Origin of the sequence: Acinetobacter sp. ATCC 27244 (assembly GCF_000156555.1) — a bacterium.
In the GTDB taxonomy this organism is placed as follows: Bacteria; Pseudomonadota; Gammaproteobacteria; order Pseudomonadales; family Moraxellaceae; genus Acinetobacter; species Acinetobacter haemolyticus.
Genome location: NZ_GG665958.1, coordinates 74881 through 98072, shown reverse-complemented (window position 1 = coordinate 98072; position 23192 = coordinate 74881). Strand labels below are relative to the sequence as shown.

Genomic DNA, 23192 nt, shown 5'->3' with positions numbered 1-23192 from the left:
TGATTAATTGTACTCAACTATCTTTTAAGCCTGCTTAATATTGATACACTTGCGCCCTTTGTGATTTGGTCTTGGGGTGCGTGTGTTCGAGAAATTAGCTGAGCAGAGTTTAGGCTTAATGGGGTGGGAAATTGACAATCATTGGGATTTGGATATTGATCAATGTGTCATGATTGCCGCACCACACACCAGTAATTGGGATGCATTATATGCGCGTTTAGCGCTTAAAGCGTTAGGAGTGAATGTTCGTCTAACGATTAAAGATAGTTATATGAAATTTCCTTTTGGCCCATTTGTACGTGCAATGGGAGGGATAGGAATTGATCGCAGTGTGAAACAACAAGATCAACAGCGACCAAGTATGGTGCAGCTCATGAGTGATTTGTTCAAAACCCATCCTAAACTTGTGATGCTTGTTACTCCAGAAGGAACTCGTGCTAAACAAGAACAATGGAAAACAGGGTTTTACCATGTGGCTGTGGCAGCAGGTGTGCCAATTGCACTGGCTTATATGGACTATGCCAAGAAAAAAACAGGGGTTGGAAAAATTGTCTATCCTTCGGGTGACTACGAAAAAGATATGACAGAGATCATGGCATTTTATGAAAATATTCACGCAAAATTTCCAGAGAAATTTAGTGTTGACCAACGTTATACATCGAGCAAATAATCTACATTTGATTGTTCGGATATAAAAGAAGACAGGAAAGCTGTCTTCTATAACACTTTGTTGCAAATTCTTCTCATTTTCGATGTTATATTAATTTTCTCGATTAGAATCATAGAGAAACCACTTGAGATCGCTGCTACTCGCATGTGGCTTAATTGCCACCACTCAAATTAGCCACACTCAGATTTTCTTGCCATCTCAAACAGCGGGACAAACAGAAGTGCCTGATATTGGCAGCGGCGTTGGTTTGCTTGATCAACAAAAAGAAAAATTTATTGGTGAAAAAGTATATCGACAAGTGCATCGACAAATGCCGACTATTCAAGATGCTTGGTTAGAAGATCAATTTCTACAGGTTTTCTCAGGGATTCTTAGTCAAACTCAACTTGGGCAACCAATTGGTCTTATCGTTATTAAAGATCCTCAAATCAACGCGTTCGCTGTGCCAGGTGGATTATTTGCCCTAAACACAGGTTTGATTACATCAGCAAAAAATTTGGATGAAATTGCGGGTGTTATGGCGCACGAAATTGCCCATGTTACTCAACGTCATTATAGTCGCTCACAAGAAGCATTTAAGGGGCAGGGACTACTTGCTCTCGCTGGGATTCTTGTTGGCGCAGCGATTGCATCACAGGCAGATGGTGATGTTGGATCTGCTGTCATGATGGGAACGCAAGCTGCATTGATCGATAAGCAGCTTAGTTATAGTCGTAATCAGGAGCGTGAGGCGGATCGTATTGGTATGCAATTTATGTATGCCGCAGGTTATAACCCTCAGAGCATGGCAGATTATTTCGAAACCATGCATCGCGCGACTAGTCGAGTGAGTTTTTTACCAGACTTCTGGTTGACCCATCCATTAACCACCGAACGTATGAGTGAAGCTCGTTTACGTGCCAATCAATTACCTCGGGTTAAACCTAAAATTTATGATCTCGATTTTGAAATACTGAAATGGTATACCACCGTTACGTCTAATCAAGCCAACGAAATTCAGTTATTAGCATTAGCAAATCAAAAAAATACTGCAGCTCAACTGGCACTGAGTAAATTTTATCTTGAACAAGGTGATTATACTCAAGCTCAGGCAAATCTTGATTTGGTCAAAAATAGATTAAAGTCACATGTATTGGTGCCTTTGATCCAAACTGATATTTATCTGGGTCAAAATAAATTAGCACAAGCACATGATGCGATTAGTTCAATCCAAAAAACTATGCCTGAAAATAGAGCTTTGTCCTATAAGTTTGCTGAAGTATTGATTCGACAGGGGCAGGTAGCACAAGCGCAAAGTTTGGTGCAGCGCTTCATCCATAAAAATCAGAGAGATATTCAAGGTTGGGCACTATTACAACGTGCTGCAAATTTAGATAAAGAGTTACCATTACAAGCTGTCAATGTCTTATGTTATCGTGCTGAGGTTGAGTATTGGTCTGGTTATGAAGAGAATGCGATTAAGTCATTGCTTCATGCGCAACGATTGGCAAAAGGTAATATGGCAATGTCTGCAAAAATTGATGCACGTTTAAAACAAATGCAAGATGACCGCCGTAGAAAAATTTAATTCTTATTAGAAAAAGTGTAATTGGGGGAGCGAATGGTTAAAGGACAATGCCTATGTGGGGCTGTGCAATATCAATATCATGCAGAGATCGAAAATAGTATCTTGTGTTATTGTCAACACTGTCAGCAAGCACAAGGTGCATTTGCAGGTTGGAATAGCCCACTTGATCAAAGTAAGTTTGAGTTTGTGAAGGGGAGAGATCAACTCAAAGAATATTTCCATACACCAAATAAAGCACGCGTTTTTTGTCAGCAATGTGGTAGTCCAATTTATTCGTATCGTACTGACTTGCCCAATGTGATCCGATTGCGTCTAGGTACTGTGACTGAGGGGCATATTCCTGCACCGTCAGAAGAATTTTTTACCGAGCATAAGCCAAAATTTATTGAAGTAAGATAATATGGCAGGCTTGAGCGTTAAAGAAGTTAGAAATTGATGAAGAAAATTCTTGTTTTTATTTGTGCAATTGGTTTTATGGGGATTTGTTCAGCGGCTTCAGTTGAACAATATGTGCGTACAGTAGAAAAAATAACGACAACTTATGCGCAAGATATGCGGAACTTTCTGCGTAGTTTAGATCCACAACTTTCACAATTTACGCCTGCACAACAGGCCAAATACTGTGCCATTGTGAATCAATATGTTCAAGACTCTTATGCAGCAATTGAAAAGAATAGATCACAATTACCGAGAGAGTATGCCAGTATGACCAAACAAAATGTGATTGAGCAAGTCACTGAGTCAAAGGAAATGCAAATGCTGAAAAAATATAATATTCAGTGTGAATTTAAATAATCGAAAGACTTTGGGTTCATTATTGCAATGAATCCAATTTTACAAAATAGGGAATATAAATGAGAGTTAAGCAGATTAGCTTAATTTTGCTTTAATTTTAGCAGATACTTGTGAAGGATCGGCACGCCCGGCTATGATCGGACGTAGAGAATTCATCACCTTACCCATATCTTTCATGCTAGTAGCTTCTTGAGCAGCAATCGTTTGCTCAATGATAGAATCAAGTTCTTCCTCAGTCATAGCTGCTGGTAGAAATTGAGAAATAACCTCAACTTCGGCTTGTTCTTTACTAGCTAAATCATCTCGACCAGCGCCAGAAAAGGCTTTGATCGATTCTTTACGTTGTTTAATTTGCTTTTCAATGACCGCAAGAACCTGAGCATCGTCAAGCTCAATGCGCTCATCGACTTCGATTTGCTTAATTGCTGCTTGTAGACCGCGAATTACCGTTACTGTTGCCATATCTTTGGCACGCATTGAATTTTTTAATACGTCAGTAATTTGGTTTTTTAAAGTCGTCATAGTCTTTTCAGCAGTCAATCACAAATTAATTAGTAAAGGCGAGTAGTACGTACAGATTCGCGAGACAATTTCTTTTGGTAACGCTTAACTGCAGCAGCTTTTTTACGCTTACGTTCTTGAGTTGGTTTCTCATAGAATTCGCGCTTACGAACGTCAGCTAAAACACCCGCTTTTTCGCATGAACGCTTGAAACGACGGATAGCTACGTCTACTGGTTCGCCTTCTTTCAACTTAACTTGTGGCATGTAAAATCCTCTAAGATTATGGATAAGATCTAACGCACAATGCACTAGATCGCAAGTGAAGGTCAGTATTTTACTCATTTACAACTCAGATCACAAGTCTATAATAGCTTCGATATTATTTTTGATCGTTGTAAAGGCAGTTTAATGATAGTTTTGGGCTTAGAAACTTCGTGTGATGAAACTGGGTTAGCACTCTATGATAGCGAACTCGGCTTGCGTGGACAGGTTCTCTATAGTCAAATTAAACTTCATGCAGAATATGGTGGTGTCGTTCCAGAATTGGCTTCACGTGATCATGTTCGCAAAATGATTCCTCTAATGAATCAATTGCTTGAACAAAGCGGTGTTCAAAAACATGAAATTGATGCAGTTGCATACACACGTGGTCCTGGCTTAATGGGTGCCTTGATGACAGGTGCATTGTTTGGTCGAACATTGGCTTTTGCTTTAAATAAACCTGCAATTGGGGTGCATCATATGGAAGGTCATATGCTTGCGCCCTTACTTTCAGAAACACCACCAGAATTTCCTTTTGTTGCTTTATTGGTTTCAGGTGGTCATACACAATTGATGGCGGCTTATGGCATCGGTCAGTATGAGTTACTGGGTGAATCGATTGATGATGCCGCAGGTGAAGCTTTTGATAAAGTTGCGAAAATGATGAAGCTCCCTTATCCAGGTGGACCTAATATTGCCAAGTTGGCTTTAAATGGTGATGCTCAAGCTTTTGATTTTCCTCGCCCAATTTTACATCAAGGTCTGGATTTTTCATTTAGTGGTTTAAAAACGGCAGTTTCTGTCCAACTTAAAAAACTTGGTGAAGAAAATCGTGATGCCGATATTGCAGCTTCATTTCAAGAAGCGGTGGTTGATACGCTAACTAAAAAATCAGTAAAAGCGTTAAAGCAAACAGGTTTAAAGCGATTGGTGATTGCTGGAGGTGTGAGTGCGAATGTTCGTCTACGTGAACAATTAGAAACTTCACTGGCAAAGATCAAAGCACAAGTCTATTATGCCGAGCCTGCACTGTGTACTGATAATGGTGCCATGATTGCTTTTGCAGGTTATCAGCGTTTAAAAGCTGGACAGCAAGATGGTTTAGCTGTAACGACGACGCCACGTTGGCCGATGACCGAGTTAAAACCAACCTAAATTAAACGCATCCTTTTGATAGGTTGTGAGACGATGAGTAAATCAGAGAGGTCTCTGGATTTGTTGAACTATTCTTATATTTAAAAGTCAGATTCTTGATTGATATCCATAGCGAGTTTGTTGTTAACGCTATCGTATTAAAGTATTGGATATATTATTTATTTTGATGAGTGAAAACTCATCGCGGAGTATAGACGTTGAAAATTTCTTATATTTTTACTTGTGGCCGATTAGAATCTTTATTTAAGATTCTATGCCTTACTCAAAAAGGTGAGGAGGCGGTTGCATCAAAAGAAAAAGTAATAGAACAATATAGAAAAGATATCGCTTTAGGGCGTCCATTTGAAGAAACTGAACTTTATCAATTGATTGAACAAAGTGAAGAGAAAATTGTCATTAATCGTTTAAGTAATATTCTTCGAGAAAAACCAGCTCAGCAGAAAAAAGACTTTGATGCGGATGAATATAAGACGGGTGCATGGTCTGAGTTTAACGATTATAAGTTAGCCGTTCGATTTTCTAATGCAAAAACTGAGCTAAGTGAAAAACACTTTGAAAAGACGGGTGAATACATGACCAGTCGTGGTATTGCGAAATTAACGGGTTTCAATCCAGCGAATATCAAAAATATGTTGCAGCATAAAAGAAGTGTAGTAAGAAAAATGCTGACAACCTTAGAGAAGTTAGCAAAAGAGTATTGATACTTAACTCTTATCATGAATGCAGAATATTTTTCTGCATTCATTTCTAAGCTTTGCTTTCGACACTTATACAATTGTAGCCTATTTGTGCAAGCTTAATTGGAGTTGGGTTGATGTGCTTTGGAAAGTACGGCTAAACACAAAAAAATCAAAAGCATACCTATCCAACCAATCGGTGCTAATCGCTCACCGACCAGCAATACTGCAAACAGTGCTGCAACAAGTGGCTCAAATAAAGTAAGTGTGGTTGCGGTGCTGGCAGAAATTGTTTTTAAAGCGTAACCAAATAACAGATAACCGAGAAACATTGGAATAAGCATCATATAACCGACAACATAGAGGTTAATCGGTTCATCAAATAGATTAGACCCAGTAAAAAATAATGTAGGCAACAAAATTAAAGCGCCAAACCCAAATATTAAGCCCATGGAGGCTTTAGAGTCGACACCACGATCAATCATTTTCTTGGCAGCCCATGAATATAAAGAATAGGTAAGTGCTGCAATCAGTCCAAGAATAATCCCAATCGTTTTCTGATCTGTGGAGATATTTTGTGTTGATCCATGAGAATGTGATTCACCAATCGACAAAAGAAATACACCGATAACACCAAAAATGAAGCTGATAAACCATTGCTTTGATAGTGATTTTTTGTCAAAGAACTTTTCCAGGAGTGCTGTAAATAAAGGTGCTGAACCAATTGAAATGACTGTGCCAATAGTAATCCCTGCCATACGCATCGACGAATAGAAAGCCAATGGATAAATAGCGACAGAAATTACGCCAACTAACAGTAGGGGTAAATAGCTACGGATCTGGGGTAAATGACCGAGAATATTTCTATGTGCCAGTAAGGCTTGTAACAGGCCACCACCACCCATTGCAATCGCCCCAATTGCCAAAGGACTTAGATTAGGTGCATAAGATGCAGCCGTGCCTGTCGTTCCCCATAGAATTGAAGCAACTAGAACTGCGATAAATCCATAATGTGAACTTAAGTTGAATGTGGAGCCTTTCAATTTGAAATCTCTTGTTCTAATAAGGTCTGAGCCATTTGTCTAGCAGCAAAAACTTTTGTACTTGAACTTTCCAAACCGGCGAGGACGATAGAGCCTTCTAAAAGAAAGGAAAGTAAAAGAGAAAGCTGTTTGACTTTTTCATCATCGGCAATAAATTGGCTTAGATGCTGTGCCACGATACTTTCAACTTCATCTTTATGTCTTTTCACAGCTAAACGTTCTGGACTGTGAGCAGGAAATTCTGCTGCGGCATTGAGTAGTCCACAACCACGAAAACCATTTTCGTAAGCAAATTCAGCATGATCTTGATAGGCATCAAAAACTGCGAGAACGCCTTCGATCGGTGATTGGATCGTTGCTTTCCTTTTCTCATATAAAGCTAACCACTCCTGATGACGAGCTTCGATATAGTAAGTCACCAGTTCGGATTTGGTTTTGAAATTGTTATACAGTGACATCTTGGCGACATTGGCATTCTCAATGATGCTATTGATCCCTGTATTATTAATCCCATCGTTATAAAACAATACAGAGGCTGTTTCTAAGATTTTTTGTTTTGCAGATTTTGTGCTCATAAAAATATATATTGGGTATACCGATCTACCTAATATTAAGTTGATCATACATTTGAAGCAAGCATATATTGCTTTTTACTTCTGATTTGAATATCAACTTATTGAAAATGAAGCGATAAAAATTATTGATGGGCTGTGTTATTCATTGGGCTTTTTGCTATGGATAAAAGCTAAGCCGTAGGTGGGCCATTTCTTGTCTGTTTTAATGTTATTGACAAGCCAAGCCACGAGGACAAGAGCGATTGACCCTAATAACACTGGAAAAAATAGAAAACTCCATTCGTACTGGATGCTATTTGCGGTGAGTAAGATGACCAATGGATTAGCGCCAGCTGGGGGATGAACACAACGTAAAATTTGCATGGCAGCAATCGCACAACCAACGGATAATGCAATACTTATGGCTGAAACACCAAAGATTTTTAAAAAGATTAAGCCAATAAATGCTGAGACAAAATGCCCCAAAATTACGTTACGAGGTTGGGCTAGAGGGGATTGTGATACCGCATATAAGATCACACAGCTTGCTCCGAAAGGCGCCATGATAAATAAGTTATCAGTTAATTTGCTGAGCAAAATTAAGATCAAAATACTTAATGTTCCACCAATGAGACTTCTTAAAATATCAATAGAATGAGGTAAAGGAGCGAGAAGTTCTTTACCATGAAATAGTGATCGCATGTTGATCTCACAGAGTGATTGCTTTCCATCAATAATAGAACTAAAATTAAAAATAGTACAGATCTGTACTATTTTTAATTGAGTAAATTTTTATGTCAAAATCAGCGAATAAAATTTTGAATACCGCAGAACGATTATTTTATGAAAATAGTTTTGTTGGTGTCGGTGTTGACTTAATTCGAGATGAATCAGGTTGTTCAAAAACAACGATGTACACTTATTTTAAAAATAAAAATCATTTGGTGAAATCTGTATTGCAAGCAAGAGACGAAAAGTTCCGACAGAGCTTGCTCAATTATGTGGCTGATACCAAAGGAAGAGAAGCACTGAATAAGTTAATTGAATGGCATTTGCTATGGTTTCAAGAGGATAATTTTAAAGGATGCTTATTTGTTCGAGCAGTGGCTGAGTCGCATTCAGGTGATCACGACATTATTGTAGTTTCTCAGCAACATAAACGATGGATTAGAGATTTGATTGCACAATATCTTGATGGCTCGATCCATGCTGAAATATGCATTGAAACGATCTATACCTTGATCGAGGGTTTAATTAGTCGTTTTTTGGTGGAAGGATATGATGTAAAAGTTGCTGAAGATATCAAACATGCAATCGATCAAATTATGGATGCATTTTCTCATGAAAGCCGATGAATCACCATTAAACCTTTAAGTTTTATCAATCAAAGGTTTAATGATGTTTTATATTAAAGCTAAAAGAGTTTATTCACTAAATAGCTTTTGATCTTCTACATCGACGTATTCGATATAGCCACGTCCTTGAACGGGTTGACTCAAATATTCACCCGTAAAAGTGTAGGCACTGGCATAGCCAATGCCATGCCCATAACGAAATGGACTATCAATTTCAGCAAAGATTTCTAAGATTTTTTGATCTGCTGTGTCTTTTACCATCCATGCGAATAACTGGGGTAAACGCATTTTCTTGCCACTAGGTGAAACATAGTCATCTACTTGATGAGAGATGACCCTAAATTCAACATCGGTATAGATTTCTGCTGGTCGATCAGTGTGTCTAACATGTAGAGAATAAGCAGCAGGCTTTCCTAAAATATCCGCTTTGGTTAACAACAATTGTGTTGTCTCATTTAGGTTGATAATTTGATAGGTAAAGAAATCAAGCGGTAACTTATACGCCTCAGGCAATAGTTTTTTAATAACACCATGTGCGCCAGCTGCACGTGCATATTCATAGGTACATAAACCTTCTGCTACAGTCGTTTCACCTCGATATTCAAGTTGACCCTTGAATTTAGCCAACAGGCTAAAATGATCATAAATAGGAGTCTTGATAAACCATGAGACTTGATCAGTGACATCTAAATCAAATTCAAAATGTAGACCATGATAATCACCTTGAAGATGAATATGAGGTAAAGTCCCTGTAATCGAAACTTCTTCACCCAATTCAATCTGAGTACCATTTTCTAGAATCTTGGTTTCATCTGAAATGATATAGGCTTTTAAGAGGTGCTTATCTAATGCCGCTGTACTTGAAAAAAACGTTGCCGTGTTTCTTGGGTCACCTAAAGTCATGTCATCATGGTCAAAAGCCAGTGCACCGGGTGTTCCCAACAAAATCATAATATTCAAATAACGGTGTGGTTCAGATAGTAGTGGAAAGAAGATGCCATAATGTGTCCACGTATAAAACTTCTCATTGGTTCTTGGAATAATAATTTCAGGTTCAGAAAATGGAAGCGTTGAGTATTTTTTAGCTTGATCCAAAGTACCTTGTGCGAGCAACAAGCTTTTGCCCAAGATTTTACTGGTCAGGGAAGTGGGTGGCAGTTGTTTTTTCATCTTTATTCCTATACTCATCTTATGCTGAGACTTAGGTTAAGAAAAACAACTGCCATTGCTAAGCGGAAATAAGGACAGCGCTACAGCTTTTCAGGACATTTATTGATTGGTTTTGTTGGACAATTTTTCTAGATTCTGTGAACCGATCCAATGCTTTGAGAACTGATAGGCTGCACGCCCAGAGCGTTGACCACGTGCCTGACACCATTTCAAACTTTCGCCACGAACCAGATCGTTATATTCCAAACCTGCTTTAGTAATGTAATGCTCAACAATTTCTAAGTACAGTTGCTGATCCATTGGATAGAATGACAGCCACATGCCGAAACGGTCAGAAAGCGAGATTTTTTCTTCGATGGCTTCTTGTGGATGCAACTCTGTATATTGGGGTACATCAACTTTACGCACCGGGGTATTTTCATGCATAAATTCGGGCAATAAGTGACGACGGTTACTGGTGGCATAAATAATAAAATTGCTTGACCCTGACTGTAGTGAGCCATCTAAAACACTTTTTAAGCTACGATAATTTTCATCTTCTGCATTAAATGCCAAATCATCACAATAGACGATAAACTTCTCAGGACGATGTTCAATCAGTTTTTGGATCTTAGGTAGATCAGATAAATCATCACGTTCGATTTCAATTAAGCGCAAACCTTGTGCTGAGTATTCTGTCAGTAAGGCACGAACAATTGAGGACTTACCTGTACCACGCGAACCAGTCAGCAAAATATCATTTGCAGGAAAACCATTTAAAAACTGTAGCGTATTTTGAATGATTTTATCTTTTTGGCGCTCAATTCCTTTGAGATCTTCTAAATACATTTTTTTAGGTTGTTGTACGGCAACCAATTGTTGATTTTCCCATCGAAAGGCAATTGCAGAAAAATCGGTGGGTTGTTTTGGTGCAGGGAGAACTTGTTGAAGTTGTGTTAAAACACTCGATAATGATTGGAGAATAGAATCAGGTAAATTGAGGATCGCCATAATGAATACAAACCAAACTCAGTAATCAATGATTAAGGATACTAGCATTGCTTTCGCGGAAAAAAAGAAAATATCATCATAAATATTGCAATACGTCGATTTAACCCTTGATTGTTGCGACAGCTTTTTGCATTGTATAGGTGCACGATTCGAAAAATACGATTAAAAATTGGGATCATCCATGTCAAATCTGCTTTTAGGAAAAAGAAATACATACCAAACTTATCGAGTAGGTGTGTTGCAAGAGCGTTTAAGACATACAAGTAGTTATGAAGAGTGGAAAGAGCTTGCTTTAAAATTAGATCAGGAAATGGGGACCGAGGCATGGAAATATGACAATGAGTCACCTTATTTCGATGCTGAAATTCTGTCTAGGCGACACAACCTGTTAAAGAAATATCGAACACAGCATCGCACATTAGATTTAATGTACGTGTTGCGAGAAGGTTTATCTTATGATTTTGCCAATATCGGGCATCCGATGTTGTTTGCTGAAACCTATATTGGCACGAAAAAAATTATCGAAAACTATGTAGAAGAAGTAAGTGAATGCTTCCGCTATTTATCATCAAGTGAATGTATAACGTTCCAGCTTAAAGAAAAAATCCAGTTTTTTGAAGAATGCCAAAAAGCCTATGGCCAACCTGCATTGATGCTGTCTGGTGGTGCGACATTGGGGCTATTCCATACGGGTGTTTGTAAAGCACTATTAGAGCGTGATTTGCTCCCCAAGGTTATTTCTGGATCGAGTGCAGGGGCAATCATGACGGGAATGCTCGGCGTCTCTTTACCAGACCAGATTCCAGAGTTACTCACTGGGGAACATTTTTTTCATAAAGCATTTCGTTTTAGAAAAATTATAGAGTTGATCAAGGGTAATGGTGGCATTGCTGATGTGATGTACTTAAAAAAATTCTTGGTACAAAACTTAGGCGATGTGACGTTTGCCGAGGCTTATAAGCGTTCAGGATTACATATCAATATTGCTGTCGCCCCGTATAATACCGCACAAAATCCGCGCATTTTAAATGCTTTAACAGCACCACATGTTTTAGTCTGGAGCGCTGTGCTTGCTTCATGTGCGGTTCCTGTCCTATTTCCACCAGTGCATTTGACCAGTAAACGCTATGATGGACAACATACGCCGTATATGTCGAATACCAAGTGGGTAGATGGCAGTATGCGCAGCGACTTCCCTCAAGAAAAAATGGCAAGGCTGTATAATATTAATTACACCATTGCGAGTCAGGTAAATCCACATATTGTTCCATTTATGCAAAGTGATTCTGCGCGATTCCGTCGTGATGTGTTGAGTTGGCCTGAACGAATTATCAGGCATCAGGGTAAAGCGGTGGCGATGGATGTCATGGATTTAACACGTAACTCTTTGGGAAGCTTTTTCCCTATACGTCGCGCGCTTGATCATGGTTATGGTATTTTAGGGCAGCGCTATTATGGTGATGTCAATATTATTGCCAAATATGGTTTAAGACATTATAGCTATATGCTACAAAATCCACGTCCAAAACTCTTTCAGGTTTTACAACAAGAAGGTGAGCGTGCGACATGGCCTAAAATTGCCTCAATAGAAACCCATGCACGCATTGGTAAAACTATTGAACATTGCTTAGCATCATTGCGAAAGCAGGAAGAAAAGCAGCAAAATGAGTTCTACTACGTGGATCTTTGATTCAAATATCCAACCTGATGAATTAAAGCTTCGTACCAAAAGTCAAAGCTATGCGTATGGTCGACGACTATATACTTTTCAAATGGGTCAGGAGATGTATTGGCTTAAATTCCATTTAACCAATACCAACCCGATTTTACAGGCTGCTTTTCAACATGAGTTAAGTTTCTATCAGTCGTGTTCATCCGATAACGCTTCGTTTCTTATTGATCATCGGATTATTTCTTTGGCACAGCAAAGCTCAGTTCTTCGTGATTTAGGCGAGGGGATTGGTTTAGTCGTATTGGATTCAGTTCCTTTTTTTACTGATTTGAATCCATGCCAACCACTTGAAACAATTAAACAAATGATCCAGCAAGCTTTATATGCGCTTGGTGAATTACATCAAATGGGATGGATTCATGGTGATTTAAAGGTTGAACATTTCCGATTATATAAAAATACATGTCGATTGATTGATTTCGAGCAAAGTCTGCAATTGCATCATGAAACTCATAATTTGAACGCAACACCACACTATATGGCACCTGAGCTATTTCATGGCAAAAATAAATCAGTGCAGAGTGATTTATATGCTTTGGGAATTATTCTATATGAATGGTTGACTCAGACCAAACTGAGAGCAAATAGCTATCACGATTGGGCCGTATTACACTGTCAGCAGCTACAACTTCAAGTTTCCAAGCAATTGGAGCCATTTTTGCCATTATTAAAAGGTTTGACTCAAAAACATTCTGAGCAACGTTTATGTTCTGTTCTAGATGCACAAGTCTTGTTAAATGATATTAATCTGCTGCAAAAATAAACATAAATAATTGATTTGAATATTATATGTTCATTTAAATGGGTTTTTTCTCAGAAAGACTTGTCATAAAGCTGCTTTCTCACTAATATGCATAGCCATCGGGGGCGTGGCGAAATTGGTAGACGCACTGGATTTAGGTTCCAGCGCCGCAAGGTGTAAGAGTTCGAGTCTCTTCGCCCCCACCAAATTTAAAAAGCAAGAGTATCTTGCTTTTTTTATGGTTAAATCAGAGATGAGTTAATCATGAAGTTATAGAGGATTGGTGTAATGGTAGCATGACGGTCTCCAAAACCGTTCGTCAAGGTTCGAGTCCTTGATCCTCTGCCAAATATGAAAGGAACTTTTTTAAAGTTCCTTTTTTTATTTCTGTATTTTTTCATTTGTATATGAAAAAAGCATTAGCCTTGAGATGCATAGTTTTTTATAAAAAAGGACTTGTCAGCAGAAAGGTTTATCACTAATATACACATCCATCGGGGGCGTGGCGAAATTGGTAGACGCACTGGATTTAGGTTCCAGCGCCGCAAGGTGTAAGAGTTCGAGTCTCTTCGCCCCCACCAAATTATTAAAAAGTAAGAACTTACTTTTTAAAGATTAAGTCAGAAATGAGTTAATCACAGCGTTATAGAGGATTGGTGTAATGGTAGCATGACGGTCTCCAAAACCGTTCGTCAAGGTTCGAGTCCTTGATCCTCTGCCACTTTGCAAGTATGCAATGTAAATAAAGAAAGGCTTAAATCAAAAAGGTTTAAGCCTTTTTTGTTGTGTATTTAATCGTGCTGTTATTGTTTCAAGAGGCTACATACATGGTTTTAGCCTCTAAATTGTTATAACGTATTGAGTTAAATTGACATATCAAGATCATCATATTCGTGTAAGGTTTTCCCTCGTTGAATGTGTTCTTGATAATGTTGAGCGCGTAGTTGATCTAGTTCTGAACCAGATACGCCATCTTTCCAATAACCTGCAATACGTACGTCATTTTTATCAAACTGTTTATCTTCAACGAAAAAATGACGTAATGCTCTTGCCTCATTGCGTTCGCATGCCGCCCAGATCGTTACATTTTCATAGTTTTCTAGTTGAAATGCTGCTTTTAATAGGAGGCCTTTTTCTAGAGCGTGATGATCTTTATGCAATAAGTGGATCTGAATCTGATCGAGATTGGGGAAGTCACAAGCAATATTTTTTTCAGCACTTTCTATATAGATATCCGCACTGATGCCATGTGGCCAATGTTTAAGTATCGAATAAACAGCGGGAACAGCCGTATCATCTGCAAAAATAACAACATGCTTTTGAGATGAGAAATTTGGAATAAAATGAGGTCTTGGTCCAATTAGTCCAATTTTTGTGCCGACTTGTGCTGAATTAAGCCACTGCATCGCAGGGCTTAAATCTTCATGTTTGACAAAATCAATTTCAATTTGAGCATTTATTGGATCAAAAGAACGGATCGTATACACACGAGAGATGGGTTGACCGGCTGCGTGCTGAGCAACCAGTAAACGAATTGCCAAATTTGGAGACTTCCAAAGTTCTTGTTGGGTTGTATGTATCGTGCCCTGAATTCGGATAATGGATGGAAAGGGAGCTTGGATTGAAACAACGGTCATCTCCAGCTGTTCCATATCTTGTAAATGGTCTTTCTCTTTCAGTAAATTACTGGATTTTTGTTTCGATTTCTCTGCTATTTTTGTCATTGATATAACCTAAGTTAAACGATCATGATAGGTGTTGTGAGGTGAAGTAATCACAGTCTTTATTTACTAAGATAGCGAAGTGCTCCATAATTGTAAATGATAATTGCTATCAATTGTGTTTGTAGAGTTGAAATATTCTCCGTAAAAAGTCTTTAAATGAGTTTTCTTTTTAATTTATATATTTGATATTAATAATTTATTTTAATAAATAATATTCAGAGTCGCGTTCATGTTGATTCATTAATTAATAATTAAAAATGATTATCATTTGTATTATTTTGCTAAGCTATCAAACCTCGAACAAAAAAATATAAGAGATAAGATTTTTAATGGTTACTTTGACAATCCATTTTGAGCTATCTGGATCAAAATCAATGATGCCTTAAAGGATCATTTTCCAGTATTTTTATCACTTTATTTTTGAATGTTCGATTTGAAAGTATGAAATAGAAAATATGTTGAGGATTGAACTGTATGCAAAAAGATTTAAATCAAGATTTACTAAAATTTAATAGTAAAAATATAGATTTAGAGAATTACCTGAAAAAAATTTATGAAAATATATCAGGTAGAAACTCGAATAAAACAGCATTGATATTCAATGGTCAGCAGATCAGCTATGCTGAAGTAGGGCAGAATGTCATTAAGATTGCTTCTGCATTAAAAAAGCAGGATTTAAGAATAGGATCAGTGGTCGCAATCTGTTTGAGAAAAAGCCCTGAACATATTTATACCGCTTTAGCTTGTGCGTTAACGGGGATGATTTGGTTACCGATTGATATGGATTCACCATCATCAAGGCTTCGTTATTTACTCTTAAATAGTCGTGCTGAGATTGCGGTCAGTGACTCGTTGGTAGAAGGTATACCGAATTTAAATATCAATGAGGCCTTACTCAATACCATCGTATGTGATCCAGAATGGCGTTATGAGATCAATCGTTTACCATCGTATTATTTATATACGTCTGGCAGTACTGGTATGCCGAAATGTGTTGTATTAAACAATTTGGCAACTGCAAATGTACTCTCGCATACCATCGCAGAATGGAAGATCAGTTCTGACGATGTCGTTATAGCGATAACACCTTTTCACCATGACATGTCTGTGTTTGATGTATTTGCTACCATGGCTGTTGGTGCAACGTTGATTGTTCCATCATTTGAACAGAGTAAAAATGCTCTGGTTTGGGCCGAGCTAGTAGAACGATATAAAGTCTCGATTTGGAGTAGTGTTCCAGCGATTGTGGATATGTTGGTCAGTGTGACCCGCACTGAGCAACTACAGTCGCTCCGTTTAATCGCGCAAGGAGGTGACTATATAAAACCTTCGCTAATATCCAAGTTAAGACAACAATTGCCGAATGCGCGCTTATTTTCATTGGGTGGTCCTACAGAAACCACAATTTGGAGTATATGGCATGAAATTAGTGATACGGATCAGGCGGTTATTCCTTATGGCAAAGCATTAAAGAACAATCAATATTTTATCCTAAATGAAAATATGCAGCCTTGCCAAATGGGTGAGGTGGGCACCATGTATATGGTGGGGATGAATTTATCAAATGGATATTTACGTGATGGAAAGCTTGATTACCAAGATTTTATGGAAATTCAAGTCAATGATAATGAGAGACAAATTGCATTTCGTATGAGTGATCAAGGCTATTTCAGAGCTGATCAAAATATTATTTTTGCTGGGCGTCAAGATGGCTATTTAAAGATAAAAGGCGTGAGAATTTCGGCTGTTGAAGTTGAAAATACTTTATTGAAGAATCCGAACATTCATCACTGTGTTGTGGTGGGGTGTACGCATCCAACCACTGAAACCCAGGAGTTGGTAGCGATTTACACATTAGCAGATCGTAATAATAGTACTGAGTTAAATGGTTTAGAATTAAAGCGTTTTTTAAAAGCTTATTTGCCTGACTCACATATCCCATCTAAATATTTAGCCGTCGATCATATCCCATTAACCCGAAATGGTAAGGTTGATCGAAAAACGTTGCAGACATCGGCTCAAGATCAAATTTACTCGTCTTCTGCAAAAGCGCAATCTAGATTTGATAATGTTGGAAATTCTGTTTTGATGATTTTTCGTGAATATATCGATGAAAATAAAGATGAAAAAATGGATATTTTCTATAGAAGTGAGATATTGGATATTGGAATTAAGCCGAAACAACTGATGATTATTGCACAAAAGCTTTCTCAAAAGCTTGATACACAAATTGATTTCTATACTTTGATCTCATGTAAAACGGTTCAAGATGTTGTGAATCGAGTACAGCAGCAAATAAATTCTTAGATCATTTTGCAGTAGCATGAATGCTCGTTTGAGTAGCCTTGAATTGAAAAGGATCGCAATGTGCTTAAAAGCTGGATGGGTAATCCGTTCTTTTAAGCACACGATTGCGGTGATACGTTTTATACGAAATTTAGATTTCTGCTAAGGTTGCATTTATTTTTTCGCAAATACTTTCAACAAGTGGAGTGGGAAAGCGGTGCGCTTGATAGGTGATAATCATACTAAGTTGATGTTGCCCATTAATGACATTTTCCATGATTTCAAAATGTAAGCCGAACATAGATTCCTCGCGTTCAGGCAAGATTTGACGGTAAGGAATATCCCGCCCATGCGGTGCTTTTAACGCACCATTTAATGCATTATTTGAATGAATATGGATAAACACATCGAATAATAATCCTTCGTCGGCATGCATGCCTAAAGCTTTTTGTATATGGTTAATCGGGATATCCGCATATGCCATTGAATCATTAATCATGGTACTAATATTTTGAAGTAATGATTGGAATGAGTCTATTGGATTAAATACAGTACGGTGAGCAACCATTGTTGTGAAGTAACCCACGGTATCAAAAAATTCAGGATCAGTTCGTCCAGATGCAGATGTACCAATCACGATTTCTTTGAGTTGTCCTTGTTTATGCAAAGCATCTGCGATAGCGGTATATAGAACTGTAAAAATAGAAGCGTTGTGCTGTCTGGCAAATTTAGCAAGCTTGTTATGCATTTCTGATTCAAACTTGAGTTCTAGCCATTTGACTTGAGGTGTTTTTTCCGAAATATCAAACGCTTGATTTGGGGTGGCGAGTTGTAATCCTTTGGTTGCACCCTTTAGCATATCTGTCCAGTAATCAATGTGGTTCTGATTGATCCCTTGTTTCTGTTGAAGCAACGAAAAATCATGGATTGTGTGAGCTGGTGCTTCCCACATAGGTGTTTTTTCATTTGAACGAGCAAGATAAGCATGTCTGAGGTCTGACATAATCGTGTTTAAAGACCATTCATCAATGACCATGTGATGGACTAAAAATGATAATGTTTGTCGACCTTGTGCATTCCGAAGTAAGCGTATTCTGATTGGTAGCTCATGGCGAAGATCAAATTTATATGAGGCTTCATTTGCAAGCAAGATGTTTTTGCTTTCATTACTCGCCCAAAACCATTTTTTTTGATCCAACGCTGAAATTGGGACAGTCTGTTGATAGGTCTGTCCATCATGAGTATGGAATGTTGTACGCAAGCCTGCATGTCTCTCCACGATATCTTTAATTGCCTGAAAGAAGATACCTTCATCTATTTCTTCCAAAAATTCTACTGCGAATGGTAGGTTATAAATTGGACTGAAATCGAAACTTGAATATGCTTGCCAAAGAAAATCTTGAGCCAGAGTAAGCGGGGCTTTTGCTTGATTTTTTAATGTATTGGTTTTAATCCTATCGGTTTTGATGGCGGCGTAGGTTGCCAAACCTGCAGCAGATGGGGATTTAAAGAAATCATTAAATCGAATTTCAATCCCATGTTTGTTGAGTAAATTCCCAATAATCCGTGTTGCTAATAATGAGTGACCACCAAAATCAAAAAAGTCATCATCTAGGGTCAGCTCAGGCTCGGCGAGTGTATTTCTAAACTCCTCCAAAATGACCTGAGAAACGTAGCTTTGATCTGTTTCTACCTGAGTTTCTGTCTTGTTTTCAACAAGATGATTTGGTATTTCAATTTCAGTTAGGGTGAGTGAAACGTTGTTTCTTGAGTATTGTAGGTATTTATCTTTTATTGCCTCGATGAAATTGGCTGTTTGATAGCATTGGTCGAGAATGGGATGAAGGATTAAAAGCAGAAAAAAACCTTGTTCAGTATCAAAAATATAAGTTGAAAAAGGTGGATTGATTTCAGCATTCCAAACTTGTGCTTTCAATAGTGTTACTTGGTCAAATATTTCTTCAAGCTTACTATTTTTAAGTTCTAAGCAAGCTGACCAATCATCAAACTGATATTTATATAAATCACCGTTATCGCTAAATTTATAACGAATATTCAAATCAGGTGTAGTTTCAACAATTTCTCGAATTGCTTTGCTGAGGAGTGGAAGATTAGATTCTTGATTTAGCTTCCATAGATTAAAGTGACGAGCTACTTGCTCTGGTTGTTGTAATTGCAACATCCAGATGCGCTCTTCGTAGTCACTAACAGACATGAGAGATGAAGTTTCGGAAAGTTGTGCCAACATAAGTGAATCCCGTTTTATAAATTAAACTATTTTGATCATTTTTCATTTCGCAAATTTTAGGCATCAGATTAAAGTTTATATAATTCATGATGTTATTTATTTGCATACGTGTAAAATCCCCAGATTTTGAATGAATTGATCACCACCTCAATGCTTTACATGTGGTAACAGGGGTTACATTTTACTTAAAACATGCTATAATTGATTCTCATTTACATCAAGATTATCATTTTTAGTAATAGCTGTAACAATAATCTATATCTTGCTAGTTGTTTTATAAAATATTGATTAGTAACGAAATTATTTTAAATTGGGACAGTTAATACCGCTTGAAAATGATTTTAAAGACCCATGAATATTGATCTTAATTCATTGTTCTTGGGAGAGCTTGCTATTTACTTACGACAAAATTAAGGAATTTTCATGAGAATATTCAATCATGAAAGGTCAATAAACACATTAAATATTGAACATATTTTCAATCATCATTTTTGTATGCAGCTCGATTTGCGATTCTTTTCAGCTTTATCGCGTATTAGTGGGGCATGCCCCTAATGCAACTGGGCTTATTCTGTCTTTTTATTGTTTTATGTATCGCTTCATTGTTGCTCGGTGCTGAGCAAATTGAATGGTCTGCATTGCTTTCATTTTCTGGAGATAGCTGGCTGACGCTCACAGCTAGCCGTATACCTCGTTTGATTACGATTGTGCTAACGGGTATTGGATTGTCAGTCTGTGGTGTCATTTTACAGCACATTGTTCGTAACAAATTTGTTGAACCTGGAACCTCAGGTGGTTTAGATGCGGCCAAACTGGGTATTTTGGTGTCATTAACTTTAGTTCCAGTGACGAGTACGTTCAGTAAGATGCTGTTTGCGATGATTTTTAGTTTTATCGCCAGCTTAATCTATATTGCGATTATTCGCCGTATCCGTTTTAGAAATACGGTATTAGTTCCTGTGATCGGTCTAATGTATGGCAGTGTGCTGAGTGCATTAGCTGAATTCTATGCTTATAGCACCAATATTTTACAAAGTATGCAAGGGTGGCTTATGGGGGATTTCTCAAGAATCGTCCAAGGTCATTATGAAATCATTTACATCATTTTTCCGATTGTTTTATTGACTTATTTGTTTGCTCATCGCTTTACCGTGATTGGAATGGGTGAGGAGATGGCTTCGAGTTTAGGATTGAGTTACGCCGTTATGGCTGCTACAGGATTAATACTCGTTGCGATTACTGTGTCAACAACGGTCATTACTGTCGGAGCAATTCCTTTTGTTGGGCTCGTTGTTCCAAATTTAGTTGCACTTAAATACGGTGAAAATTTAGCTAAAACCTTACCAATCGTTGCATTAGGTGGTGCTTCATTATTATTGCTCTGTGACATTATTGGTCGCTCAATCATTTATCCCTTTGAAGTTCCAATTGGGCTAACGGCTGGAGGTGTAGGAGGCGTTATCTTCCTGATCCTTATTTTGAGAGGGCTTCGATAATGCGTAAGGCGAAGCTATGGATCGTTTTTCTGATAGTGCTGTGTCTAGCTCTAGTGTTTGTATTCCTAAATTCGGGATTGGATTTCGATTATGTCATTCCTAAACGGCTTGTTCGTCTTGCAACAATTGTTCTAGGCGGTATTTGTGTTGCAGTTTCCTCGATCGTTTTCCAGACAATAGTTGGTAATCGTATTTTAACCCCTTCAATTATGGGCTATGAAGCGATTTATTTATTGTGGCAGGTTTTACTGCTGTTTGTTCTCGGGACGCAAGGATTAACCTTATTGGGGTTAAATGGCAACTTTTTTATATCTCTTATTTTGATGCTGCTCTATTCGTGGGTGATTCATAAGTGGTTATTACCATTCGGTCGAAACGATGTCTTTTTGCTATTGCTACTGGGTTTAGTTCTTACGATGGTCGTTGGAACGATTAGTCAATTTATTCAGCTTAAAATCAGTCCAGGGGAGTTTTCTGTTTTCCAAGGGTTTAGCTATGCCACGTTTAATCGCTCCCAACCAGAAACACTCTTTTATTCTTGTTTAGCTGTAGCAGTGGTTTTATGGCTGGGCAGAAAAACATTGCCTGTGCTGGATGTTCTAGTTTTAGGTCGTGAGCAGGCGAAATCACTTGGAGTTGACCATCATCGTTATGTCAGCTTTTATTTGGCAATGATCGCGATTCTGGTCGCAGTATCTACAAGTTTGATTGGCCCTACAGCATTTATGGGCGTATTTGTTGCAAATATCGCCTATGCATTGGCGGGCAATTATAAGCATAAATTAACCTTACCCCTCGGATGTGCAGTCACGATAGCCATCTTTATTGCGGCTCAAATTTTGGTTGAGCATGTTTTCAATTACAAAACGACTGTCAGTATTCTGGTCAATCTCGTATGTGGTATCTATTTCCTTACGCTGATGGTTCGTGCCAGAGGTGTTACATGATTCAGGTCAAGAATATTCATAAATCCTATGGCGCAAAGCCTGTACTTTCTAACGTAAATGTTGAGTTTCCTACACAGCAAGTGACGTCACTGATTGGTCCAAATGGTGCGGGAAAATCGACTTTACTCATGATGATGGCACGTTTAGTTGAACCAGATAAAGGTGATATTTTTTTAAATAATCAAAATATTGCCAATATAAGTACAGCGGCATACGCCAAGAAGATTGCAACTTTACGCCAAGCCCCAGGATTTAATCTGCGTTTAACTGTAGAGGAATTGATTTCATTTGGTCGATTCCCATATAGCCGTGGCGCTTTAACTGAGCAAGATCATCAAATCATTGATGATGCGATTGCGTTCCTTTCTTTAGAGCCATTACGTAAATCTTATATTGATGAAATTAGTGGCGGTCAACGGCAAATGGCTTTTTTAGCGATGACGATTGCCCAGCAGACAGACTTACTTTTATTAGATGAACCCCTAAATAATCTCGATATGAAACACGCCGTTCAAATTATGCGTGCATTGCGACGTTTATGCGATGAACAAGGCCGGACGGTGATTTTGGTGATTCACGACATCAATTTTGCCACCAATTACTCAGACCATATTGTCGCATTAAAGAACGGCAAACTTCATTTTAGTGGACCAACAGAACAAGTCATTACAGAGGCGCAATTAACGGATCTGTATGAGCTTGATTTTGAAATTACATACAGTGAGCGTGGCTGTATGTGTAATTACTTCAACTCATTTGGAGCTTGAATAAAGATGAACTGGAAAAGAAAGTATTGGGGTTTAGCCCTAATCATAACAGCGGCTATAACATTACAAGGATGCGATCAAAAAGCTGCTGATACTCCCAAAAATGTACAGAAGTTAGCAGCACCGATCACGGTGAAGCATATGCTTGGAAGTACAGTCGTTGACTATCTTCCACAACGTGTTGCTGTACTTGATATGAATGAAGCTGATTTTCTGGATCAATTAAACATCCCGATCCTAGGGATGCCAAAAGATTATGTTCCGCACTTTCTGGAAAAGTATAAAAGTGATAAGCAAATTCAAGATTTAGGTGCAATTGTACAGCCTAATATGGAGCGAATTTATGCACTAAAACCAGATTTGATCTTGATGACACCATTGCATGTTAATCACTATCAGGAGTTATCTAAGATCGCTCCAACCATTCATTACGACATTAATTTTAATGATAGTGAGAGTAATCATATCAATCTCGTTAAAGATCATTTGATGACTTTAGGTCAAATATTC

General features: G+C 38.0%; 23 protein-coding genes and 4 tRNA genes. 18 read left to right on the top strand and 9 right to left on the bottom strand.

All coding sequences use genetic code 11. From position 1 onward, the window contains the following. The first annotated feature begins 82 nt into the window (after positions 1 to 82). The 4 genes from HMPREF0023_RS10115 (at position 83) to HMPREF0023_RS10100 (ending at position 3032) form a co-directional block, all read left to right on the top strand. A complete protein-coding gene (locus HMPREF0023_RS10115; protein ID WP_008942019.1) occupies positions 83 to 670 on the top strand; it encodes a 1-acyl-sn-glycerol-3-phosphate acyltransferase in 588 nt (195 codons plus the stop codon). Positions 671 to 794: 124 nt separating this feature from the next. After that, the gene (locus HMPREF0023_RS10110) at positions 795 to 2237 is read left to right on the top strand and encodes a M48 family metalloprotease (protein WP_005084702.1); all 1443 of its coding nucleotides are present in this window, start codon (positions 795 to 797) and stop codon (positions 2235 to 2237) included. A 33-nt stretch (positions 2238 to 2270) separates the two neighbouring features. After that, positions 2271 to 2636 (top strand): GFA family protein, encoded by a 366-nt coding sequence (locus HMPREF0023_RS10105; RefSeq protein WP_008942018.1) that lies wholly within the window; start codon positions 2271 to 2273, stop codon positions 2634 to 2636. 36 nt (positions 2637 to 2672) lie between these two features. Continuing rightward, positions 2673 to 3032, top strand: a complete 360-nt coding sequence (locus HMPREF0023_RS10100; protein ID WP_008942017.1) for a hypothetical protein — start codon at positions 2673 to 2675, stop codon at positions 3030 to 3032. Between the two features lie 75 nt (positions 3033 to 3107). Here HMPREF0023_RS10100 and HMPREF0023_RS10095 read toward each other — a convergent pair whose 3' ends face one another. Together HMPREF0023_RS10095 and rpsU are read right to left on the bottom strand one after the other, a co-directional pair. Then, on the bottom strand, positions 3108 to 3554 hold the full coding sequence (locus tag HMPREF0023_RS10095; RefSeq protein WP_004639869.1) for a GatB/YqeY domain-containing protein: 447 nt from the start codon (positions 3552 to 3554) through the stop codon (positions 3108 to 3110). 29 nt (positions 3555 to 3583) lie between these two features. Then, positions 3584 to 3799 carry a 30S ribosomal protein S21 gene (gene rpsU, locus HMPREF0023_RS10090; protein ID WP_005084707.1) on the bottom strand — a complete coding sequence of 72 codons (216 nt, stop codon included), beginning with the start codon at positions 3797 to 3799 and terminating at the stop codon, positions 3584 to 3586. A 144-nt stretch (positions 3800 to 3943) separates the two neighbouring features. Between rpsU and tsaD the strand changes: the two genes are divergently transcribed. Further along, on the top strand, positions 3944 to 4951 hold the full coding sequence (gene tsaD / locus HMPREF0023_RS10085; protein ID WP_005084709.1) for a tRNA (adenosine(37)-N6)-threonylcarbamoyltransferase complex transferase subunit TsaD: 1008 nt from the start codon (positions 3944 to 3946) through the stop codon (positions 4949 to 4951). Positions 4952 to 5148: 197 nt separating this feature from the next. Beyond that, the gene (locus tag HMPREF0023_RS10080) at positions 5149 to 5652 is read left to right on the top strand and encodes a hypothetical protein (RefSeq protein ID WP_004639863.1); all 504 of its coding nucleotides are present in this window, start codon (positions 5149 to 5151) and stop codon (positions 5650 to 5652) included. 95 nt (positions 5653 to 5747) lie between these two features. On the opposite strand, the gene HMPREF0023_RS10075 is transcribed toward HMPREF0023_RS10080, so the two are convergent. The 3 genes from HMPREF0023_RS10075 to HMPREF0023_RS10065 form a co-directional block, all read right to left on the bottom strand. Continuing rightward, positions 5748 to 6671: a DMT family transporter gene (locus HMPREF0023_RS10075; protein ID WP_005089754.1), complete on the bottom strand. Its 924-nt coding sequence runs from the start codon at positions 6669 to 6671 to the stop codon at positions 5748 to 5750. Beyond that, positions 6668 to 7246: a TetR/AcrR family transcriptional regulator gene (locus HMPREF0023_RS10070; RefSeq protein ID WP_005089757.1), complete on the bottom strand. Its 579-nt coding sequence runs from the start codon at positions 7244 to 7246 to the stop codon at positions 6668 to 6670. Before HMPREF0023_RS10070 ends, HMPREF0023_RS10075 begins: the two co-directional genes overlap by 4 nt. A gap of 138 nt (positions 7247 to 7384) precedes the next feature. Continuing rightward, the gene (locus tag HMPREF0023_RS10065; RefSeq protein ID WP_005089760.1) at positions 7385 to 7927 is read right to left on the bottom strand and encodes an HPP family protein; all 543 of its coding nucleotides are present in this window, start codon (positions 7925 to 7927) and stop codon (positions 7385 to 7387) included. Positions 7928 to 8019: 92 nt separating this feature from the next. Here HMPREF0023_RS10065 and HMPREF0023_RS10060 point away from each other — a divergent pair, with 92 nt between their 5' ends. After that, entirely contained in the window at positions 8020 to 8580 is a 561-nt protein-coding gene (locus HMPREF0023_RS10060; RefSeq protein ID WP_004639856.1) for a TetR/AcrR family transcriptional regulator, read from the top strand. A 69-nt stretch (positions 8581 to 8649) separates the two neighbouring features. Here the strand turns inward: HMPREF0023_RS10060 and HMPREF0023_RS10055 are convergent, their stop codons facing one another. Both HMPREF0023_RS10055 and HMPREF0023_RS10050 read right to left on the bottom strand, forming a co-directional pair. Further along, a complete protein-coding gene (locus HMPREF0023_RS10055) occupies positions 8650 to 9750 on the bottom strand; it encodes a DUF6670 family protein (RefSeq protein WP_005089762.1) in 1101 nt (366 codons plus the stop codon). A gap of 99 nt (positions 9751 to 9849) precedes the next feature. After that, on the bottom strand, positions 9850 to 10740 hold the full coding sequence (locus HMPREF0023_RS10050; protein WP_005084721.1) for an ATP-binding protein: 891 nt from the start codon (positions 10738 to 10740) through the stop codon (positions 9850 to 9852). Positions 10741 to 10921: 181 nt separating this feature from the next. Here HMPREF0023_RS10050 and HMPREF0023_RS10045 point away from each other — a divergent pair, with 181 nt between their 5' ends. From HMPREF0023_RS10045 to HMPREF0023_RS10020, 6 genes are all read left to right on the top strand, one after another. Beyond that, positions 10922 to 12430: a DUF3336 domain-containing protein gene (locus HMPREF0023_RS10045; protein ID WP_005089765.1), complete on the top strand. Its 1509-nt coding sequence runs from the start codon at positions 10922 to 10924 to the stop codon at positions 12428 to 12430. Continuing rightward, the gene (locus HMPREF0023_RS10040) at positions 12405 to 13235 is read left to right on the top strand and encodes a protein kinase domain-containing protein (protein WP_005084726.1); all 831 of its coding nucleotides are present in this window, start codon (positions 12405 to 12407) and stop codon (positions 13233 to 13235) included. Before HMPREF0023_RS10045 ends, HMPREF0023_RS10040 begins: the two co-directional genes overlap by 26 nt. A gap of 100 nt (positions 13236 to 13335) precedes the next feature. Further along, positions 13336 to 13420: transfer RNA gene (locus HMPREF0023_RS10035), tRNA-Leu, on the top strand. 68 nt (positions 13421 to 13488) lie between these two features. Beyond that, a tRNA-Trp gene (locus HMPREF0023_RS10030) sits at positions 13489 to 13562 on the top strand. Between the two features lie 148 nt (positions 13563 to 13710). Then, positions 13711 to 13795, top strand: a tRNA-Leu gene (locus HMPREF0023_RS10025). 66 nt (positions 13796 to 13861) lie between these two features. Beyond that, positions 13862 to 13935, top strand: a tRNA-Trp gene (locus tag HMPREF0023_RS10020). Between the two features lie 142 nt (positions 13936 to 14077). On the opposite strand, the gene HMPREF0023_RS10015 is transcribed toward HMPREF0023_RS10020, so the two are convergent. Continuing rightward, positions 14078 to 14938, bottom strand: coding sequence for a siderophore-interacting protein (locus HMPREF0023_RS10015; protein WP_005084728.1), 861 nt, complete (start codon positions 14936 to 14938; stop codon positions 14078 to 14080). 474 nt (positions 14939 to 15412) lie between these two features. Here HMPREF0023_RS10015 and HMPREF0023_RS10010 point away from each other — a divergent pair, with 474 nt between their 5' ends. Beyond that, the gene (locus HMPREF0023_RS10010) at positions 15413 to 17245 is read left to right on the top strand and encodes an AMP-binding protein (RefSeq protein ID WP_005084729.1); all 1833 of its coding nucleotides are present in this window, start codon (positions 15413 to 15415) and stop codon (positions 17243 to 17245) included. A gap of 130 nt (positions 17246 to 17375) precedes the next feature. Here HMPREF0023_RS10010 and HMPREF0023_RS10005 read toward each other — a convergent pair whose 3' ends face one another. Then, on the bottom strand, positions 17376 to 19472 hold the full coding sequence (locus tag HMPREF0023_RS10005) for a condensation domain-containing protein (protein ID WP_005089768.1): 2097 nt from the start codon (positions 19470 to 19472) through the stop codon (positions 17376 to 17378). A gap of 554 nt (positions 19473 to 20026) precedes the next feature. Here HMPREF0023_RS10005 and HMPREF0023_RS10000 point away from each other — a divergent pair. The 4 genes from HMPREF0023_RS10000 to HMPREF0023_RS09985 form a co-directional block, all read left to right on the top strand. After that, complete coding sequence (locus HMPREF0023_RS10000; RefSeq protein ID WP_005089770.1) at positions 20027 to 20968, top strand: ABC transporter permease; 942 nt, start codon at positions 20027 to 20029, stop codon at positions 20966 to 20968. After that, positions 20968 to 21915 carry an iron chelate uptake ABC transporter family permease subunit gene (locus HMPREF0023_RS09995; protein WP_005089772.1) on the top strand — a complete coding sequence of 316 codons (948 nt, stop codon included), beginning with the start codon at positions 20968 to 20970 and terminating at the stop codon, positions 21913 to 21915. Before HMPREF0023_RS10000 ends, HMPREF0023_RS09995 begins: the two co-directional genes overlap by 1 nt. Beyond that, entirely contained in the window at positions 21912 to 22682 is a 771-nt protein-coding gene (locus HMPREF0023_RS09990) for an ABC transporter ATP-binding protein (RefSeq protein ID WP_005089774.1), read from the top strand. Before HMPREF0023_RS09995 ends, HMPREF0023_RS09990 begins: the two co-directional genes overlap by 4 nt. A gap of 6 nt (positions 22683 to 22688) precedes the next feature. After that, a partial coding sequence (locus tag HMPREF0023_RS09985) for an ABC transporter substrate-binding protein (protein ID WP_008942012.1) occupies positions 22689 to 23192 on the top strand: 504 nt, incomplete at its 3' end.